At 57.9% G+C, this 16,338-nt stretch carries 18 protein-coding genes; 6 read left to right on the top strand and 12 right to left on the bottom strand.

The window, feature by feature from the left end; translation table 11 throughout:
• Positions 1-95: 95 nt before the first annotated feature.
• Positions 96-1,061, top strand: coding sequence for a DUF1835 domain-containing protein (locus OCY70_RS11845; RefSeq protein WP_213428677.1), 966 nt, complete (start codon positions 96-98; stop codon positions 1,059-1,061).
• 84 nt (positions 1,062-1,145) lie between these two features.
• On the opposite strand, the gene OCY70_RS11840 is transcribed toward OCY70_RS11845, so the two are convergent.
• Positions 1,146-2,534, bottom strand: a complete 1,389-nt coding sequence (locus OCY70_RS11840) for a class I SAM-dependent rRNA methyltransferase (RefSeq protein ID WP_213428678.1) — start codon at positions 2,532-2,534, stop codon at positions 1,146-1,148.
• A gap of 149 nt (positions 2,535-2,683) precedes the next feature.
• On the opposite strand from OCY70_RS11840, the gene OCY70_RS11835 reads away from it, so the two are divergent.
• Positions 2,684-3,649 carry a Na/Pi cotransporter family protein gene (locus OCY70_RS11835; RefSeq protein WP_213428679.1) on the top strand — a complete coding sequence of 322 codons (966 nt, stop codon included), beginning with the start codon at positions 2,684-2,686 and terminating at the stop codon, positions 3,647-3,649.
• Here OCY70_RS11835 and deoC read toward each other — a convergent pair.
• The 9 genes from deoC to OCY70_RS11790 form a co-directional block, all read right to left on the bottom strand.
• Positions 3,582-4,295, bottom strand: a complete 714-nt coding sequence (gene deoC / locus OCY70_RS11830; RefSeq protein ID WP_213428680.1) for a deoxyribose-phosphate aldolase — start codon at positions 4,293-4,295, stop codon at positions 3,582-3,584. The two genes, OCY70_RS11835 and deoC, sit on opposite strands and share 68 nt — an antisense overlap.
• 131 nt (positions 4,296-4,426) lie before the next feature.
• Entirely contained in the window at positions 4,427-4,861 is a 435-nt protein-coding gene (locus OCY70_RS11825) for an NUDIX hydrolase (RefSeq protein ID WP_213428681.1), read from the bottom strand.
• 152 nt (positions 4,862-5,013) lie between these two features.
• Positions 5,014-6,363 (bottom strand): tRNA (N(6)-L-threonylcarbamoyladenosine(37)-C(2))-methylthiotransferase MtaB, encoded by a 1,350-nt coding sequence (gene mtaB / locus OCY70_RS11820; protein WP_213428683.1) that lies wholly within the window; start codon positions 6,361-6,363, stop codon positions 5,014-5,016.
• 3 nt (positions 6,364-6,366) lie between these two features.
• A complete protein-coding gene (locus OCY70_RS11815; RefSeq protein ID WP_213428684.1) occupies positions 6,367-7,131 on the bottom strand; it encodes a 16S rRNA (uracil(1498)-N(3))-methyltransferase in 765 nt (254 codons plus the stop codon).
• A gap of 105 nt (positions 7,132-7,236) precedes the next feature.
• Positions 7,237-7,920: a site-2 protease family protein gene (locus OCY70_RS11810; RefSeq protein ID WP_261944882.1), complete on the bottom strand. Its 684-nt coding sequence runs from the start codon at positions 7,918-7,920 to the stop codon at positions 7,237-7,239.
• 37 nt (positions 7,921-7,957) lie between these two features.
• Entirely contained in the window at positions 7,958-8,935 is a 978-nt protein-coding gene (gene prmA, locus OCY70_RS11805; RefSeq protein ID WP_213428687.1) for a 50S ribosomal protein L11 methyltransferase, read from the bottom strand.
• 155 nt (positions 8,936-9,090) lie between these two features.
• Entirely contained in the window at positions 9,091-9,285 is a 195-nt protein-coding gene (locus OCY70_RS11800) for a hypothetical protein (protein ID WP_213428689.1), read from the bottom strand.
• Positions 9,282-9,479, bottom strand: coding sequence for a YfhD family protein (locus OCY70_RS11795; protein WP_213428690.1), 198 nt, complete (start codon positions 9,477-9,479; stop codon positions 9,282-9,284). The genes OCY70_RS11800 and OCY70_RS11795 overlap by 4 nt, the downstream gene beginning before the upstream one ends.
• Positions 9,480-9,579: 100 nt before the next feature.
• On the bottom strand, positions 9,580-10,152 hold the full coding sequence (locus OCY70_RS11790; RefSeq protein ID WP_213428691.1) for a glycerol-3-phosphate responsive antiterminator: 573 nt from the start codon (positions 10,150-10,152) through the stop codon (positions 9,580-9,582).
• Between the two features lie 314 nt (positions 10,153-10,466).
• On the opposite strand from OCY70_RS11790, the gene OCY70_RS11785 reads away from it, so the two are divergent.
• The 4 genes from OCY70_RS11785 to OCY70_RS11770 all read left to right on the top strand — a co-directional run bounded on the left by OCY70_RS11785 (position 10,467) and on the right by OCY70_RS11770 (position 14,372).
• On the top strand, positions 10,467-11,375 hold the full coding sequence (locus tag OCY70_RS11785; protein ID WP_213428693.1) for a carbohydrate ABC transporter permease: 909 nt from the start codon (positions 10,467-10,469) through the stop codon (positions 11,373-11,375).
• Positions 11,372-12,193, top strand: a complete 822-nt coding sequence (locus OCY70_RS11780; protein ID WP_213428695.1) for a carbohydrate ABC transporter permease — start codon at positions 11,372-11,374, stop codon at positions 12,191-12,193. Before OCY70_RS11785 ends, OCY70_RS11780 begins: the two co-directional genes overlap by 4 nt.
• Positions 12,194-12,243: 50 nt before the next feature.
• Positions 12,244-13,581, top strand: coding sequence for an ABC transporter substrate-binding protein (locus OCY70_RS11775; protein WP_213428696.1), 1,338 nt, complete (start codon positions 12,244-12,246; stop codon positions 13,579-13,581).
• A gap of 80 nt (positions 13,582-13,661) precedes the next feature.
• Positions 13,662-14,372 (top strand): glycerophosphodiester phosphodiesterase, encoded by a 711-nt coding sequence (locus tag OCY70_RS11770; protein ID WP_249725188.1) that lies wholly within the window; start codon positions 13,662-13,664, stop codon positions 14,370-14,372.
• Between the two features lie 136 nt (positions 14,373-14,508).
• On the opposite strand, the gene OCY70_RS11765 is transcribed toward OCY70_RS11770, so the two are convergent.
• Both OCY70_RS11765 and OCY70_RS11760 read right to left on the bottom strand, forming a co-directional pair.
• Positions 14,509-15,651 (bottom strand): sensor histidine kinase, encoded by a 1,143-nt coding sequence (locus OCY70_RS11765; protein ID WP_213428701.1) that lies wholly within the window; start codon positions 15,649-15,651, stop codon positions 14,509-14,511.
• Entirely contained in the window at positions 15,648-16,322 is a 675-nt protein-coding gene (locus tag OCY70_RS11760; RefSeq protein ID WP_213428703.1) for a response regulator transcription factor, read from the bottom strand. Before OCY70_RS11760 ends, OCY70_RS11765 begins: the two co-directional genes overlap by 4 nt.
• Between the last annotated feature and the right edge of the window lie 16 nt (positions 16,323-16,338).

Raw genomic sequence — 16,338 nt, 5'->3', positions numbered from 1 at the left:
ATCGCGAGCAGACTGGAACACACGTTTGGAATGTGCAGGAAGGAATTCAATCCCCTGGCTGAAGATACCGCCGGAGAGAAAAGGAGGCACACCGCGTGATTCATATCGTGAATGGAGATATTGTGGCAGAGCGGCTTCGTCCGATCGCCCGGGAGCGCTGGGACGAAGAAGTATGGGTCTATCGCGAGCTGCTGACCGAAGGACCCGTCTATCCCATCTTTGAACGTTATCTGGCCTATCGCGCGCTTCAATTGGAAAAAATGTGCGGCCTGCCCGCATCCCTCTACCTTCAAATGAGCAACGAGCAGGAGCGGTCCTGGAAAGCGGACGTGCTGCGGCAACCGGACATCGCTCTCTGGTTCGAACATGATCTGTTCGATGTCGCGATGCTGCTGCGGCTAACGGAGCGCCTGTCCCGTGAGCACCCGGAAGCGGCCGTCTACTGGATCGATATTTCCGCCTTGCCCGGGCACGACCGCTGCCACGGCTTCGGGGCCCTCGACGCGGACCAATTGGCGCGCTATCGCGAGCACGGCATTCGGCTGAACGTGGAAGCGATCTCATGGATGAACCATGCCTGGCTTGCCTATACGAGCCCGAATCCGCGCAAGTTGGTGCGCTGGATCGACGAATCCGGCTCAGTGGAAGCTCCTTATGATGCCATCGTGGATGCGATGCGCTTCCATCTCCGCCGCTTCCCTTCGCGCGGCGACGGTCTGGGCGTCGTGGAGCGGCTTACGCTGGATGCCGTCGCCGATGGCGCCAGCTCCTTCCTGGAGCTGTATGGGCATATCCGCCCGCATGTGCCGGAGTACGGACTCGGCGACATGCAGTATTGGGGATATTTGCGCCGGTTGACTTCCGGAGAAGCCCCGCTATTGTCCCTGTCCGCGGCTTCCGATCCGCTGCCGGAGCCGCTGCGGCCGGTCGAGCCGTCCGCCGGACGGCTGCTGCTTACCGAGGCGGGCCGGAGAGTGCGCAGCGGCGAGATCAATCGGGCCCGCGAACGGGGATATGCGCGCTGGCTTGGCGGCGCGTTCGTAACCAATCCGGGTCCATAAGCTCCGCTTGTCCATTGCACTTTCATACCGCAACCGCAAGAAGCACCTCGCGGCGATGTCGCCATGAGGTGCTTCTTCGTCATCCTATCGTCTGGAGCGGACTTCGAAAATGCCGAATTTCAAGTAATGCCCTTCTTCGACCCCGGCCACCTGCGGATGATCCTTCCCCGCCGTGCGCCAATCGATGAGGCGCAGCACCTTGCCCGCGTCATGGGCCGCATCCTGGATCGCCTGCAGGAAGCGCTCCGGCTTCATATGATAGGAGCAGCTCGCCGTCACCAGATATCCGCCCTCATTCACGAGCTTCATCCCGTGAAGGTTGATGTCCTTGTAGCCGCGGTACGCCCCTTCCGCCGCCTGCCTCGTCTTGGCGAACGCGGGCGGATCGAGAATGACGACGTCCCAGGTGCGGCCGCCGCCCGCGGTCATCGGCTTCGACGTATCCGTCTTCGCCTTGCTCGTCCCGCGCTCCAGGCGCTCCTCTCTTCCCTGCACTTGCTCCCGCAAATACGCAAACGCGTCCGCCACCACGAATTCCACCCGATCCGCAAATCCGTTCAGCTCCACATTGCGCTTCGCGCTCTCGATCGCATGCTCGGAAATATCGAGACAAGTCACCTTCTTGGCTCCATATTTGCAAGCATGCAGCGTGAAGCTTCCCGTGTGAGAGAAGCATTCCAGCACCGTGGCTCCATTCCACCACGGATAGGTTACTTCCTTGCCGTTCGCGTTGACCGGCACGGTGCGTACGCCTGCCTCCGTCTCGATATCGGCCAGCGTAATCCCGCTGCGCGCTCCCCAACCGGTCATCAGCGGCGCGATCGCCGCCCGGTTCTCGCGCTGGTCGAAGAAATAGCCTGTCTTCTGCCCTTCGACTATATCGATTTCAAGCTCCAGTCCGTTCTCGGTAATCCGCACATGGCGCGGGCATTCCCCGTACAGCGCGCCCGTTCTCTGTTCGAGGCCTTCCTTTTCCCGAATCGGCACATCGCTTCGTTCGTAAATGCCGCGCGGATTCATCACCTCGGCCAAGGCCTGCACAATCGCATCGCGCGCCAGGTCCATTCCGAGCGTCAATATTTGCACGACGAGCACTTCGCCGAACCGATCAACGATCAGTCCCGGCAGAAAATCGGCTTCGCCATAGACGAGCCGGTAGGCCGTCGCTCCGGGCAGGAACCGGTTGCGATGCTCCAGGCACTGCCGGAGCCGCTCCTTGAAAAAGCCGGCATCCATCGCGTCGGCAGGCTGATAGCCAATGACCCGCACAATGATTTTGGAAGCCGGGTTATAGTATCCGGTCGCCACATATTGGCCTTGGGCGTTCAGGACGTCGACCAGCGCCCCCGGCTGCGGGTTGCCTTCCACGCGCTCGACTTCGGATTGGAACACCCACGGGTGCCCATGCTCCGTCCGTTTTTTGCGATTCCGGCTCAAGATTACGGTTGCTGTCGTAGATTGCTTCAATTGCATGTCCCCTCTCGGCTTCAGCCGGGCTTGTCATTGTTGTCCATCCGCAAGCATACAGTGACAGTATAGGCTGTTCACTTCTTTCCTCTCAAGCTGTTCCAGCTCGAATGATAGAACCGCATTTTGTGTGGAATGACGAAGGAGTCCGGCATATGTTCGCAGAAATCTGGTATCCGCTATTAGGCGGAATGGCTGTGTTTCTTTCTGGCATGAAGACGATGGAGCTCGCCCTTCACGCCTGGGCAGGGCCTTATTTGAACCGCTTCCTGCACCGTTCCACGCGGACGCCGCTGCACGGCATGCTGTTCAGCTCCGGCATGACGGCGCTGCTGCAGAGCAGCACCGCCATCACGGTCATCACCATCGGGCTGGTGAACGCCGGGCTGATGAGCTTCTCGCGCTCGCTAGGCATCATCCTCGGCACGAATGTCGGCACCTGCCTGACGACCGAGCTGATCGGCCTCAACATCAGCCGCTACGCGCTGCCGCTGCTCATCGGCTCGCTCGCCTGCTGGAGCGCGGCGATTCTGGGCGGCGAGTACCGACTGCCCCTGCCGAAGCGGCTCGCCTCCCTGCTGCATCCGCTGCAGTTCGGCTCGCTGGCCGCCGCCGGGTTCGCCCTCATTCTGCTCGGCATCGAATGGATGAAGCAGATTGGGGGGCCGCTGCAGCACCGCGGCATGTTCACCTGGTTCCTCGAGCGGTCCAACGACAATCTGCTCTGGGCGCTGGCGGCCGGCATGATCATTACGGCCGCCGTTCACAGCAGCGCGGCCATCATCGTCATGGCGATGGGCTTGTCCGCTACCGGCGCCCTGCCGGTCGAGATCGGCATCGCCATCGTCATCGGCTCCAATGTCGGCACCTGCTTCACCGCGCTCATCGCATCGCTCGGCGGAAGCCGTCACGGCCAATTCGTCGCATGGAGCCATATCGTCCTTAATGTGGGCGGAGCGATCCTGTTCTATCCGCTAATCGGCCAGCTCCATGCGCTGTCCGCCTGGTTCACCGACGATCCGGCCGCCCAGATCGCCCGCGCCCAGACGGTATTCAATATTGCGAGCTCTGTCCTGGCGCTCCCGCTGTGCTATCTGAAGCTGTGGGACCGGCTCCGGTAACGATCGCGATTCCCGAGCTCGTTCCGATTCGGGTCGCGCCGGCCTCGATCATGGCGAGCGCCGTCGCCGTATCCCTTACGCCGCCCGAAGCCTTCACGCCGATATGCGGCGACACGTTCCCGCGCATAAGCCGAATATCCTCGACGGTCGCCCCGCCGCGGCCGAACCCGGTCGACGTCTTGACGAAATGCGCCCCTGCGGCTTCCGAGGCTTTGCACGCCTCGATCTTTTGCCCGGTCGTCAGCATTCCCGTCTCCAGGATGACTTTGACGATAGCCTTCCCTTCCACCATGCGGACCACTTGGGCGATATCGGCTTCCACCGCCTTCACGTCGCCGTCTAGGAGGCGGCCGATCTGGAGCACCATATCGATCTCCGACGCTCCGTCCTCCACGGCTCTTGCCGCTTCGAACGCCTTGGCGGAGGATGCGCCGGCTCCGAGCGGGAACCCGCATACGGCCGCGATGCGCACGTCGGATCCGGCAAGCCGCTCGCGGCAGAGCGGAACCCAGGTCCCATTTACGCAGACGCTGTAAAAGCCGTGCCGCCGCGCCTCGTCGCACAATTTCTCAATATCGCTCCGCACCGCTTCCGGCTTCAGGAAGGTGTGGTCAATCAGGCTGGCCAAATGGATTTGTTCGTTCATCTGAAATCCCCCTTCGCAATCAGATTAGAGTTAAAGCGTACGGTTACTGCACGTATTCACCTGCGTGTACCTGTTACCGACGTCCGCCATGGCACTTGCGCTCTGGGGCCGGCAAGCCGAACAACGGCCGTTTACAAGGCAATCCCCATTTGCACAAACGCCTTGCTCAGAATGACGTCATTGTTATCATACCCGGATTCGGTCTGCTTCGCCCATGCCGCTTGGGGCTCGTACCATTCGACGCTCCGGATCTCCTCCACCTGGGGCGTGAGCTGCCCGGCCTTCGCCTCGACCAGAAAATAATGAACCTCTTTGTCCACCGTGCCGGCTTCCGGCGATGTGTATTGATAGCGGATCGTGTCCAGTTTGCCAACGATGCTTCCTTCAATCCCGGTCTCCTCCCGGATTTCCCGCAGAGCCGTCTGCTCGATGGTCTCCCCGGGCTCCATTTTTCCCTTGGCCAAAGAAGTCTTGCCGTAACGATCCTGGATCAACTGGAACTCGATCCGCTCTCCGCGCCGCCGGTAGACGACGCCTCCCGCTGATATTTCTTTCATAGCGAACATCCTCCAACATAAAAAGTGTGCGGCGCGCTCCTGTCCACTTACTGCCCGCCGAATTGCAACTGCTGAATAGGTATATCGTAACCGAAAGGAAAGAGGATTTCACCTGCTCCTTGCACACGAAGCGACAGTGGAATCCTCTGTGTTCTACCTCATTACATATTGGCTGCCTGCGGGCCCGTCTCTTCCCCGAGCACCCGAGTCAGCACGCCGAAGCATTCGTTCACGCCTGCCTTCGTCACCTTGACGCGGCAGAGCCGGCCGATCAGCGACTCGTCGCCGTCGAACACGATCTGCAGGTAGTTGTCGGAATAGCCCATCACTTGGCCGCTTCCCGGCGCCCCTTTATAATCGCGTTCCGGAATGACGTCAAGCACTTGCCCGACGAACTTCTCGGCGTATGCGAGCTGCATCTGCTCCGACAGATCGATCAGATCGTGAACGCGGGCATGCTTCACTTCCTCGTCCACCTGATCCTCCATGCGCGCCGCTGGCGTTCCGGTACGCTTGGAGTACGGGAAGACGTGCATCTCGGAGAATCCGACCCGCTTCATGAATTCGTAGCCTTCCCGGAACTGCTCGTCCGTCTCCCCCGGGAAGCCGACGATCACGTCCGTCGTAATCGCCACGTTCGGCATCGCCTCGCGGATGCGGGCGATTTTGTCGCCGAACTCCTCGACCGTATATTTGCGCCGCATGCGCTTCAGCACTTCATTGTTGCCCGCCTGCAGCGGAATATGAAGATGGCGGCACATTTTCGACGAACGGTTCAGCACGTCGATCATCCGATCGTCGATCTGGCTCGCTTCGATCGAGCTGATGCGCACCCGTTCCAATCCTTCGATGCGGTCCAGATCCCAGAGCAGATCGGTCAGATCATAGTTCTCGAGATCGTCGCCGTAGCCTCCGGTATGGATGCCGGTCAACACAATCTCCTTGTAGCCTGCCGCCACGAGCTGGCAAGCCTGGTTCAGGACGCTTTGCGGGCCGCGGCTGCGGGACAGCCCGCGGGACCACGGAATGATGCAGAAGGTGCAGAAATTGTTGCAGCCTTCCTGAATCTTCAAAAATGCGCGTGTCCGCTCCGCGAAATCCGGCACGTCCAGCTCCTCGAACGCGCGCGTCTTCATAATGTTGCGCACGGCGTTAATCGGCTGGCGCTCGGCTTGAAGCTGGGCGATGTAATCCATCAGCTTGTCCCGATCCTGCGTGCCGATGACGAGATCGACGCCCGGAATGTCGAGAATCTCCGCCGGAGAGGTCTGCGCATAGCAGCCGGTCACCGCAATGATGGCGTCCGGATTGCGGCGGACGGCCCGCCGGATAATCTGGCGGCTCTTCTTGTCGCCGGTATTTGTAACGGTACATGTATTGATCAAATAGACGTCAGCCGTCGCTTCAAAGTCGACTTGCTCATAACCTTCTTGCTTGAACAGCTGCCAAATGGCTTCCGTATCATAGAAGTTCACCTTGCAGCCCAACGTATAAAACGCTACCGATGGCATTGTTCAACTTCCTCCCATTTCTCCGAATTGATACATGATGCAGGCACAGGCCGCCAGGCCCGCCGTCTCCGTCCGCAGGATGCGGCGCCCGAGACTGACACAGACCGCGCCCGCCGCCGCGGCCGCTTCCACCTCACGCAGCGAAAACCCGCCTTCCGGTCCGATTACGACCAGAATGCGGGCTGCCTCCCGGGCGCCCTGCGCTTCGCAGAAAGGCTCGAGCACGTCGCGGAGGCGCGTACCCTGCTCGTCCTCATAGCAAATCAGCACGAGATCATAGTCCGCGAACTGCCCGGTCAGCTTCGCCCAGGCCGCAGGCGACGCAATGGCGGGAACGCGGTTGCGATGCGACTGCTCGGCCGCTTCCTTCGCAATCTTGGTCCAGCGCTCCAGCCGCTTGGCTTCCTTCCTCGCGTCATACTGCACGACCGTGCGTTCCGACAGGAACGGAAGGAATCCCGCCGCTCCCAGCTCCGTGCATTTCTGTATAATCAGTTCCATCTTGTCGCCCTTCGGCAGACTCTGGGCGATAGTCACCTCGACTGCGGCTTCCCGATCGGCAGCGACCAGCTCCTCCAGCCGGGCGATGGCCGTCTCGCCGTCGCCGCTCTCGAACACGGCTACGGCCTCGCGGCCGGCCCCGTCGCTCACCAGAAAAGTGAAGCCCGGCTTGGCCCGCATCACATTGACGATATGATGCGCATCCGCGCCGGTAATCCGTATGTGCTGATCCCCGAACGCTTCGGGGCTGACAAAGTATTTTTGCATCGTAATCAACATTCCTCATCATACACGTTTTGCGCGCAATGCGCTAGATTTGCAGCGATATTTCCAGAAAGTCCACGCCATTCATCCGCCTGCCGGGACGGCAGTCTACATGCCGACCAGATAAGCGGCGGTCCGCGAAAAGTTAAAGACGATCGGCTCGATCAAACTGAAGAGCGGCGTAAGCGTCATATTCCGCAGCGGCGGAATGAATACAAGCATGAAGAAAATAAGAATCGACCATTGCTCGAACTGCTGCAATCGCAGACGCAGGCTGCGCGGCGCCAGATCCTCGACAATGCGGTACCCGTCCAGCGGCGGCAGCGGAATGAGATTGAACAGGAACAGCAGCACGTTATAAGTGATGAAATAATTCAAAAAGTAATAGACGGCCAGATGGACGCGATCCGGAGATCCTAACTGGACGAAGCCAAACTTGAGACCGAGATGAATCACGATGGTCCCGATAAAGGCCAGCAGCAGGTTGCTGATCGGTCCGGCGGCCGACACGACGATGCCCATCAGCCGCGGATGCTTGAAGTTATCCCGGTTGACCGGCACCGGCTTCGCCCAGCCGAAGCCGGCGATGACGAAGAACAGCATGCCGAGGAAGTCGACATGCTTCGCCGGATTCAGACTGACGCGGCCCAGCATCTTTGCGGTCGGATCCCCGAATTTCCAGGCAAAATAGGCATGCGCGAATTCATGGACCGTAAAGGCGATCAGCAGAACCGACACGAGAAACGGCAGCATCTCCAGCTTGACGGCGAACAAGTTGTTCAAAAAATCCATATCTTCCCTCGCTTTCTTCTATTGCATGTGATCTCTATTACATTGGTTTTTTGGCGACGAAAGCAACCCAGTCCTCCTCGCGATGCTTCGCATCGATGAGGAAGCCGCGGCGGATCAGCTCCCGCTCTACCGCCTCTTCTTTGTTCTTGTAAATCCCCGAGGCAATGTAGATTCCGCCCGGCTGCAGCGCCGCGAACACATCCTCCACGAACAGCAGAATCACCTCGGCCAAAATGTTGGCGACCGCGATCTGGACAGGAAGCGTGACGCCAAGCGCCGGGGCTTCTTCCGTTCCGCTCGCCTTCAGCATGTGGAGGAGATCTCCCTCCCGTACGGTAACCGCGTCATTGAGCCCGTTCATTGCCGCATTTTCCCGGGCGCTCTTGACCGCTACCGGGTCCAGGTCAATGGCAAGCACATGCCGGGCGCCGAGCTTGCACGCCCCGATCGCCAGAATGCCGGAGCCGGTTCCGACATCGATGATGTCTTCCCCGCCCTGAATCACGCTTTCCAGCGCCTGGAGACAGAGCGAGGTCGTCGGATGGGTTCCGGTGCCGAAGGCCATGCCGGGATCGAGCTCGATGACCATCTCCTCCGCCGTCGGCGTATAGGGCTCCCAGGACGGCTTGATCGTGAGCTTGCTCGTAATGCGCGCCGGCTTGAAATATTGCTTCCAGGCATCCGCCCAATCGTCTTCATGAACGGAACGCCAGGACATGGAAGCCTCGCCCGGATCGATTCCGTACGTCCGAAGTTCCCGAATGCGGCCGGCCACCTCGCCCTCGATAGCCGCCAGATCCGTTCCTTCGGCGAAGTAGCCTTGAATCTTCGCCTCGCCTTCGGGAATATCGTTCAGCGGGGCGATATACAGCTCGCCATAGGTCGTGTCCCGCTCCTTGTTCAGCGTTCCGGATTCCTCGATCGAGACGCCTCCCGCTCCCGCCTCATGCAGGAAGTTCGAGATCATCTCGACCGCTTCTTCCTTTGTATGTATCGTTAATTCATGCCAGCGCACGATGGTATTCCCCCTATGAATAAGATCGGTGCCGACAAGTTTGACGGTGTGCCCCGTACGATTGATAACCGTCCGCACATTCTATTTATTGTACACAAAAATAAAACTCCACACAACGAGCGGTCTTACCCGCTCGCCGCAGGAGTTCTGTTGCCTTACAAGAGCGTGCCCTCGGAATCGCGCATCACGGCATACGCCTGATCAAGCACGGCATGGTTCACATCGGCCGTGACGATATATCCGTCTTCCCGGGGAACGACCTGAATCGCATGCGCCCGCAGCGCGTTCAGCTTGCGCCTGCAAGCTTCGGCCTTCGATTCGTCCTGGAACTTTGCTTCGATATGTCTCATGGACGTTCCGCCCGTTCATCCGCTTGTCTGGCCCGCTCAAGCGCCTCCAGATCGTCGGCATCCGCCTGCTCGATCGAGAATTCCACGTCTTCGTTCTTGCCGGCAGACGCATTGGTCTTGCCGACGGCGAGATCCGGCTGCTCCTCGAAGCCGTTGAGATGGTTCTTCCGGCGGCTGTCCCGGTAATTGGTCATGGCCCTTCCTCCTTTGCCTCATCATTTCATAGATGGTCATCTATAACATGAGTCGGAAGCGGGGACTTTATACGATGGCCTCAGCCGCCCTTGCCGCTGATTACTGACGCGATCCCGCGGCAGCGTACTGCTTCCAGAGCGTCTGGCTGGAGGTCGTGACCGCCACGGCGCCCGCTTGAAGCGCCCTGTTCACATCGTCCTCGGTCCGGATGAAGCCGCCGGCGAGAAGCGGAATGTCGCGTCCGGTCTTCAACTGCTTCAAATAAGGCAGCATCGGGCTCGGCAGCACCTCGATATAGTCGGGATTCGTCTTTTCCAGCAAGGCGCCGCTCTTCTCGAACGAACTGTTGTCGATCAGGAAAATGCGCTGGATGGCGACGACGCCCTTTTGCTTCGCGCGGATAATGACGCTCGCCTTCGTCGACAGAAGCCCGTACGGCGTAAATTCCTGACACAAATATTCCGCCGCGTAGCTGTCGTTCTGCAGTCCCTGAATCAGATCCACATGCAGCAGCAGCTTCTTGTTATGCGGACGAATCATCTGAAAAATAGGCTTCAGCTGCGCGATATGAACATCCAACAGCACAATGTATTCGAACGGACTGACCAGCAGCTTTTCCATATCCTTCATCTGCCTTACGGCCGGCAGGATGGCCTGGTTGGCGAAGTGCATCGCTCGCTCTCCCTTCGGTCTGTAGCTCAGTTTTTCTCTGATGCGGCTATCTTGCTGCTTCTACCGCTATCGTAATGCCCTCGCGCCGCCCCGTCAACATGATCTCCAATTCGTCAAGCGCAAGCATCACAACAAATACCCATAATTTGTATTGATTTTTAATATTGTGTGAATTATACTGGGATGCAAGTTAATAGTCCGGTTTCGGGAAACGGAGAAGACCACGCTTGTTCCAATTGGCTGCCGCCATTTGGTCGTTCTGTGGTCTTCTTTTTTTCTGACCGTTGCGCTGGTTAAGAAAGGGGAATCGTCAAATGTATCCATCTGCCACAACCCTCCGCAAGAAAGATTCGCCGCTGCGCCTCCTGGCAGCGGGCCTGCTCTATTTAAGTCCGATGCTCATCATTTTATCGGCCTTTACGTTCTACCCCATGTTGAAAACGCTTTATTACAGCTTCTTCTCCACGAACGCGCGCGGCGTTCCGGTCATGTTCGTCGGCTTGGATAATTATGCCGGCCTGTTCCAGTCCGACAGCTTCCTGACAAGCATGACCGGCACGTTCCTGTTCGTGCTTTACACGGTGCCGCCGGGTGTCGCCTTCGCCTTCTTTCTGGCTGTCATCTCAAGCGAGAAGCTGCGGGGAATCGAGTTTTTTCGCGTGATCTTCTCTTCCACGGTCGGCGTGTCGGTGGCCGCAGGCTCAATGATCTTCCTGTTCCTGTTCCACCCCAGCATCGGGTTCCTGAATCATATGCTTGGTTGGGTCGGACTGCCGCCGATCCATTGGCTGACCGATCCGAAGTGGGCGCTCATCTCCATCGCAGCGACCAGCATCTGGATGGGCGTCGGCTTCAATTACATCATCCTCCTCGGCGGCCTGCAGAGCATACCCGAGGACATTTACGAGAGCGCCCGCATTGACGGCGCCGGCTACTGGTCCCGCTTGTTCCGCATTACGCTGCCGATGGTCTCGCCGACGCTGTTTTTTGTCATCATCGTGACCGTCATCCATTCCTTTCAATCGTTCGGACAGATCGATATCCTGACCAAGGGCGGACCTGCGGAATCAACCAATCTCATTGTGTATTCCATCTATCAGAACGCCTTTATTCACTACAAATTCGGCATCGCGAGCGCGCAAGCGATTATTCTGTTCCTGATCGTGCTGCTGGCGACGCTGATTCAGTTCAAAGTCGGCGAAAAGAAGGTGCATTATCAATGAGAATGGCGCTGTACCAGAAATGGGTGTTTTACATATTGCTGCTGGCGGCGGCCGGCCTCATGTTCTTCCCGATCATTTATGCTCTCCTGGCCAGCCTGATGACGACCGAGGAGATTATGACGGGCAAGCTGTTCCCTGCCAGCTTCGTATTCGACAATTTCACGATCGCGCTCAAGAGCGTGCCGCTGCTCAAGTTCATGGTGAACAGCCTGATCGTCTCGCTCACCGTCATGATCGGCCAGCTTATCGTATGCAGCCTCGCGGCCTACGCCATCGTCTTTATTCCGTTCAAAGGGCGCAACTTCGTGTTCTTCCTGTTGATCTCGACGATGATGATCCCGTGGGAAGCGACGATGATTCCGAACTATTTGACCATCGTCGGGCTGAATTGGGTCAATACGTACCAAGGATTGTCGATGCCGTTCTTCGCGCTCGCTTTCGGCGTCTTTCTGCTCCGCCAGCATTTCCTGACGCTGCCGCAGGAGCTGCATGAATCGGCCCAATTGGAAGGCTGCGGCCGGCTGCGGTATCTGGTGTCGTTCGTCGTCCCGCTTTCTCTGCCGATGCTGAGCGCGCTCGGCGTATACGGATTTTTGACGACCTGGAATATGTATTTGTGGCCGCTGCTGACGACCACCAACAATTCGGTCCGCACCGTGCAGATTGGCTTGAAAATGATGCAGGCCCAGGAGACGAACACGAATTGGCCCGGCGTCATGGCCGGCGTCGTCATCGTGCTCGTGCCAACCTTGCTTTTCTTGTTCCTCAGTCTCAAGCAGCTCAAGCGCGGCTTGATGTCCGGGGCATTAAAAGGATAAATCAGCATGATTAGCCGGCATGATCAAAATTTCGCGAGGGGGATATGGAAGTGAAAAAAGCAAGCGTACTGATGCTGCTGCTGGCGGTGCTGTCGCTGTCCGCTATCGGCTGCACGAATTCGTCCGGCTCGGAAGCGAGAAAATCGGATGACGGACGAATCAAGGTCACCTTCTGGCATGCCATGAGCGGCAATGCCGGGGAACTGATCGCCAAGATGGCGAACGACTACAATGCATCGCAGGATAAATACTTCGTCGATGCGATTTTCCAAGGCTCGTACGAGGAATCGTTGACGAAGCTGAAGGCGGTGGGCGGCACGTCCGAGGCGCCGACGCTGATGCAGGTGCAGGAGATCGGAACGAAGTATATGGTTAACAGCGGTTATATCCAGCCGGTTCAGGACCTGATTGACCAAGACAAATTCGACTTGTCCCAATGGGAGGAGAATATCCTCAGCTATTATCAAATCGACGGCAAGCTCTACTCGCTGCCGTTCAACACTTCGAACGCTATCTTAATCTACAACAAGGACAAATTCAAAGCGGCCGGACTCGATCCGGATTCGCCGCCGAAGACGTTCGGGGAAATCCGGGAAATGGCCAAGAAGCTGACCGACAACGGGAAAAATGAAAAAGGGTTCGCACTGCTCATCTATGGCTGGTTCATCGAGCAGTTGCTGGCGAATCAAGGAGCCGATTTCGTGGATAACGGCAACGGGCGCGACAGTCTCGCAACCAAGTCGCTGCTCAATTCCCCGGAAAGCCTCGGCATCTTCCAATGGCTCGACGATATGAACAAGGAGGGCACGCTCGGCAACTACGGGCGGCAGTGGGATGATATCCGGGCTGCCTTCAGCGCCGGGAAGGTCGCCATGTATATGGATTCGACCGCGGGCATCGCCGGCGTCATGCAGGCTTCGCCCTTCGAAGTCGGCACGGGCTTCCTTCCGGCGCCGGACGGCAAGGAGGCCAATGGCGTCATCGTGGGCGGCGCCTCGCTCTGGCTGATGAACAGCGTCGCCGAAGAAGAGAAGGAAGCGGCCTGGGACTTCATGAAATATGGAACGACCCCTGCCGTTCAGGCCGAATGGGCGGCGGGCACCGGCTACTTCCCGATTACGAAGGCCGCGCATGAGGAGCCCGTCCTGAAGGAGAAATACGAGCAAGCGCCGCAATTCCTGACGACCGTGAAGCAGCTTCAGAATACGAAGGCCGGCTCGGCTACCCGCGGCGCGCTGATCTCCGTCTTCCCGGAGACGCGCAACGAAGTCGCGACGGCGATCGAGAAGCTCTACCAGGGAGACGCTCCGCAGAAGGTCGTTGACGACTTGACCGCGAAAATCGACAAGCTCATCGAAGAGGACAACAATGTGAACGCGCCGAAATAAGCAGGAGCACGGCGGGCAAGGATGCGGCGGATCACGCCGTTTCCCTGTCCGCCCCCATCATGAAGCTGGAGGTTGGCGACATGTTCATATTTGCCCACCGGGGCGCATCGGGGTATGCGCCGGAAAATACGATGGCCGCTTTTCGGGCGGCACTCGATCGCGGCTGCGCCGGCATCGAGCTTGATATTCAACAGACGAAGGACGGCCGGCTCGTCATCATCCATGACGAAAATGTCGCCCGCACGACATCAGGCCAAGGCTACATTGCGGACCTGACTTGGGAGGAGCTGGGCGGGCTTGACGCGGGAAGCTGGTTCCACACGGACTTCAAGGAGGAACGGATCCCGCTGCTCGATGACTATCTCGATCTGGTGCAGGATCAGGATCTCATTACCAACATCGAGATTAAGAACATCCCTTTCTTCTATGACGGAATCGAACAAAAGCTTCTTGACGCCGCCAAGAAGCGCGGCCTGCTGGATCGGATTATCGTCTCCTCCTTCGACCATCAGGCACTGGATAAGCTCGCCCGCCTGGAGCCCGGCGTGAAGCTCGGCGTGCTCATGGCCGATCGCCTCTGCCGTCCGGGGCAATATATCCAGTCGCTGCCCTTCCCGGTCTACAGCGTCCATCCCCATTTCTCGTTCGCGGACGCGGACTTCATCGCGGAATGCCATGGGGCAGGCTCCAAGGTGTACGCCTACACCGTCGACCGGCCGGAGTGGGCCGCCATGCTCCGGCAAGCCGGCATCGACGGCATCTTCTCCAACGTGCCGGATCGGCTGGGATAGCAGGCCGGCACCTTGTTCCTCATGACCATGCCCGATCCGGACTGCCGAATCGGGCATGGTTATGCTGCATTTCGCTGCCTTATTCCGGAAACATATCCGCGTTCGCCGTGAGCGCAAGAGGAATACGACGGTCAAGCTAAGCCTTGTTCGCTCGAACCATGGGCGCTTCTTTGTCAACATGATAATTGTGGTCCGGCATGCGCAGCGGGAGCTTCACGCGAAAGACAGACCCCTTTCCTCTCTCGCTGCTTACGGCAATCGTTCCCTGATGGAGCTGAACAATCTTCTGCACGATGGATAGCCCCAATCCGCTGCCTCCTTGCATCCGGTTGCGGGACGCGTCGGCCTTGAAGAAGCGCTCGAACAGATGCGGGATATGCTCCTTATCGATTCCAATGCCGCTATCTTCAATCCTCACTTCAACATGGGGCTCGTGCACCGTCAGCCCAATGTGAATGAAGCCCCTCTCCGGCGTGAACTTGATGGCATTATGAATCAGATTGACCCACACCTGGCTCAGCATATCCTCATCTGCCGTAATATGAACCTTATCCAGGTTCAACTCGATATCCAATGCTTTGGCCGCCCACTGCGGTTCACTCGCCAATACAAGATTGCGCAACTGCTGATCCAGGCGATACGATTGGGGCTTGATCGGATGATGCTCCGATTCCAAGGACGTCAGCCTCAGCAAATTGTCGCTTAACTTTGACAGTCTTGTCGTTTCCATCTCGATAATCTGCAAGTAATGCCGGCGCTCCTTCTCGCTCAATTCGTCATTTTGCAAGGCATGGGCAAATCCGCGAATCGACGTAAGCGGCGATTGAATCTCATGGGACACATTCGAAATAAATTCCTGGCGCATCTTCTCCATTACTCCCAGCTCGCCAGCCATCTTGTTGATGCTCTCGATCAGCATGCCGTATTCACGTTCAAAATCTTCATTCATCTTGATCGTCACATCGAAATCTCCCTTGGAAATCCGGTTGACGGCTTCGATGATGGAATGATAGAAGAGGAGATGCTTATTGCGCGCAAAAGGCATAAAGATCCCGATTATGGCCCACAGAATCAGGAGACCTACCGTCCCTGTCATGATAAAGGCCCCGTATGCCGTCAATTCCCATCCGAACCACCTTAGCAGTGTCGGATTGATGAGATAGGCAATCGACCATGACGCGAACATGAACAACAGGAAGACGCCAATGCTGCCTATGAACTTAATCCTTCTCCACGTCTTCGTTGTCTTGAACCTGTTGAATCGTTCGGGCAGCCTCATTCGAGCACCTCTAGCCGATAACCGAGCCCGCGAATGGTCTTGATCCGGAATCCATGCTCGCTTGGGGAGAATCGCTCGCGCAGGCGGTTAATGTGCACGTCCAGCGTCCGCTCGTTCCCCTCATAATCATAACCCCATATCTCCTCAATTAACTGCTCTCTGGAGCATGTCCTCCCGGGAACTGCGCCGAGCTTGAAGAGCAGCTCGAATTCCTTCAGCGGCAAAGAGAACGTATCGCTGCCCGAGGTGATCTCGAATGTCTGACGATTCACCGTCACCCGGCCGATGTGAACAATCTGCGATGCGGCAATCTGATACCTTCTCAGCAGCGCCCTGACCCGCACGACCAATTCCATAGGCTCGAACGGCTTCACTAAATAATCGTCGGTTCCCAGATTGAAGCCTTTCACCTTCTGCGACGTGTCTCCCTTGGCGGTCAGCATCAACAACGGAATATCATGCAGCGCTTTCAGCTCGCGGCATAATTCCCATCCATCCATATTCGGCATCATGATATCGAGCACGACCAGATCGGCTCTGTCCGACTCCATCAGACGGAGCGCCTCCACGCCGTCAGAGGCTTCCATCGTCCGGAAGCCCTCCTTCTGCAATAATACGGTGACAAATTCCCGAATATGAGGATCGTCATCTACGACAAGAATGGTTGCCATCCTGCACAATACCGCC

The organism is Paenibacillus melissococcoides (genome assembly GCA_944800085.1).
Taxonomy (GTDB): domain Bacteria; phylum Bacillota; class Bacilli; order Paenibacillales; family Paenibacillaceae; genus Paenibacillus_B; species Paenibacillus_B melissococcoides.
Note: the sequence above shows the minus strand (reverse complement) of the source record. Positions and strands in the feature narration are given on the sequence as shown.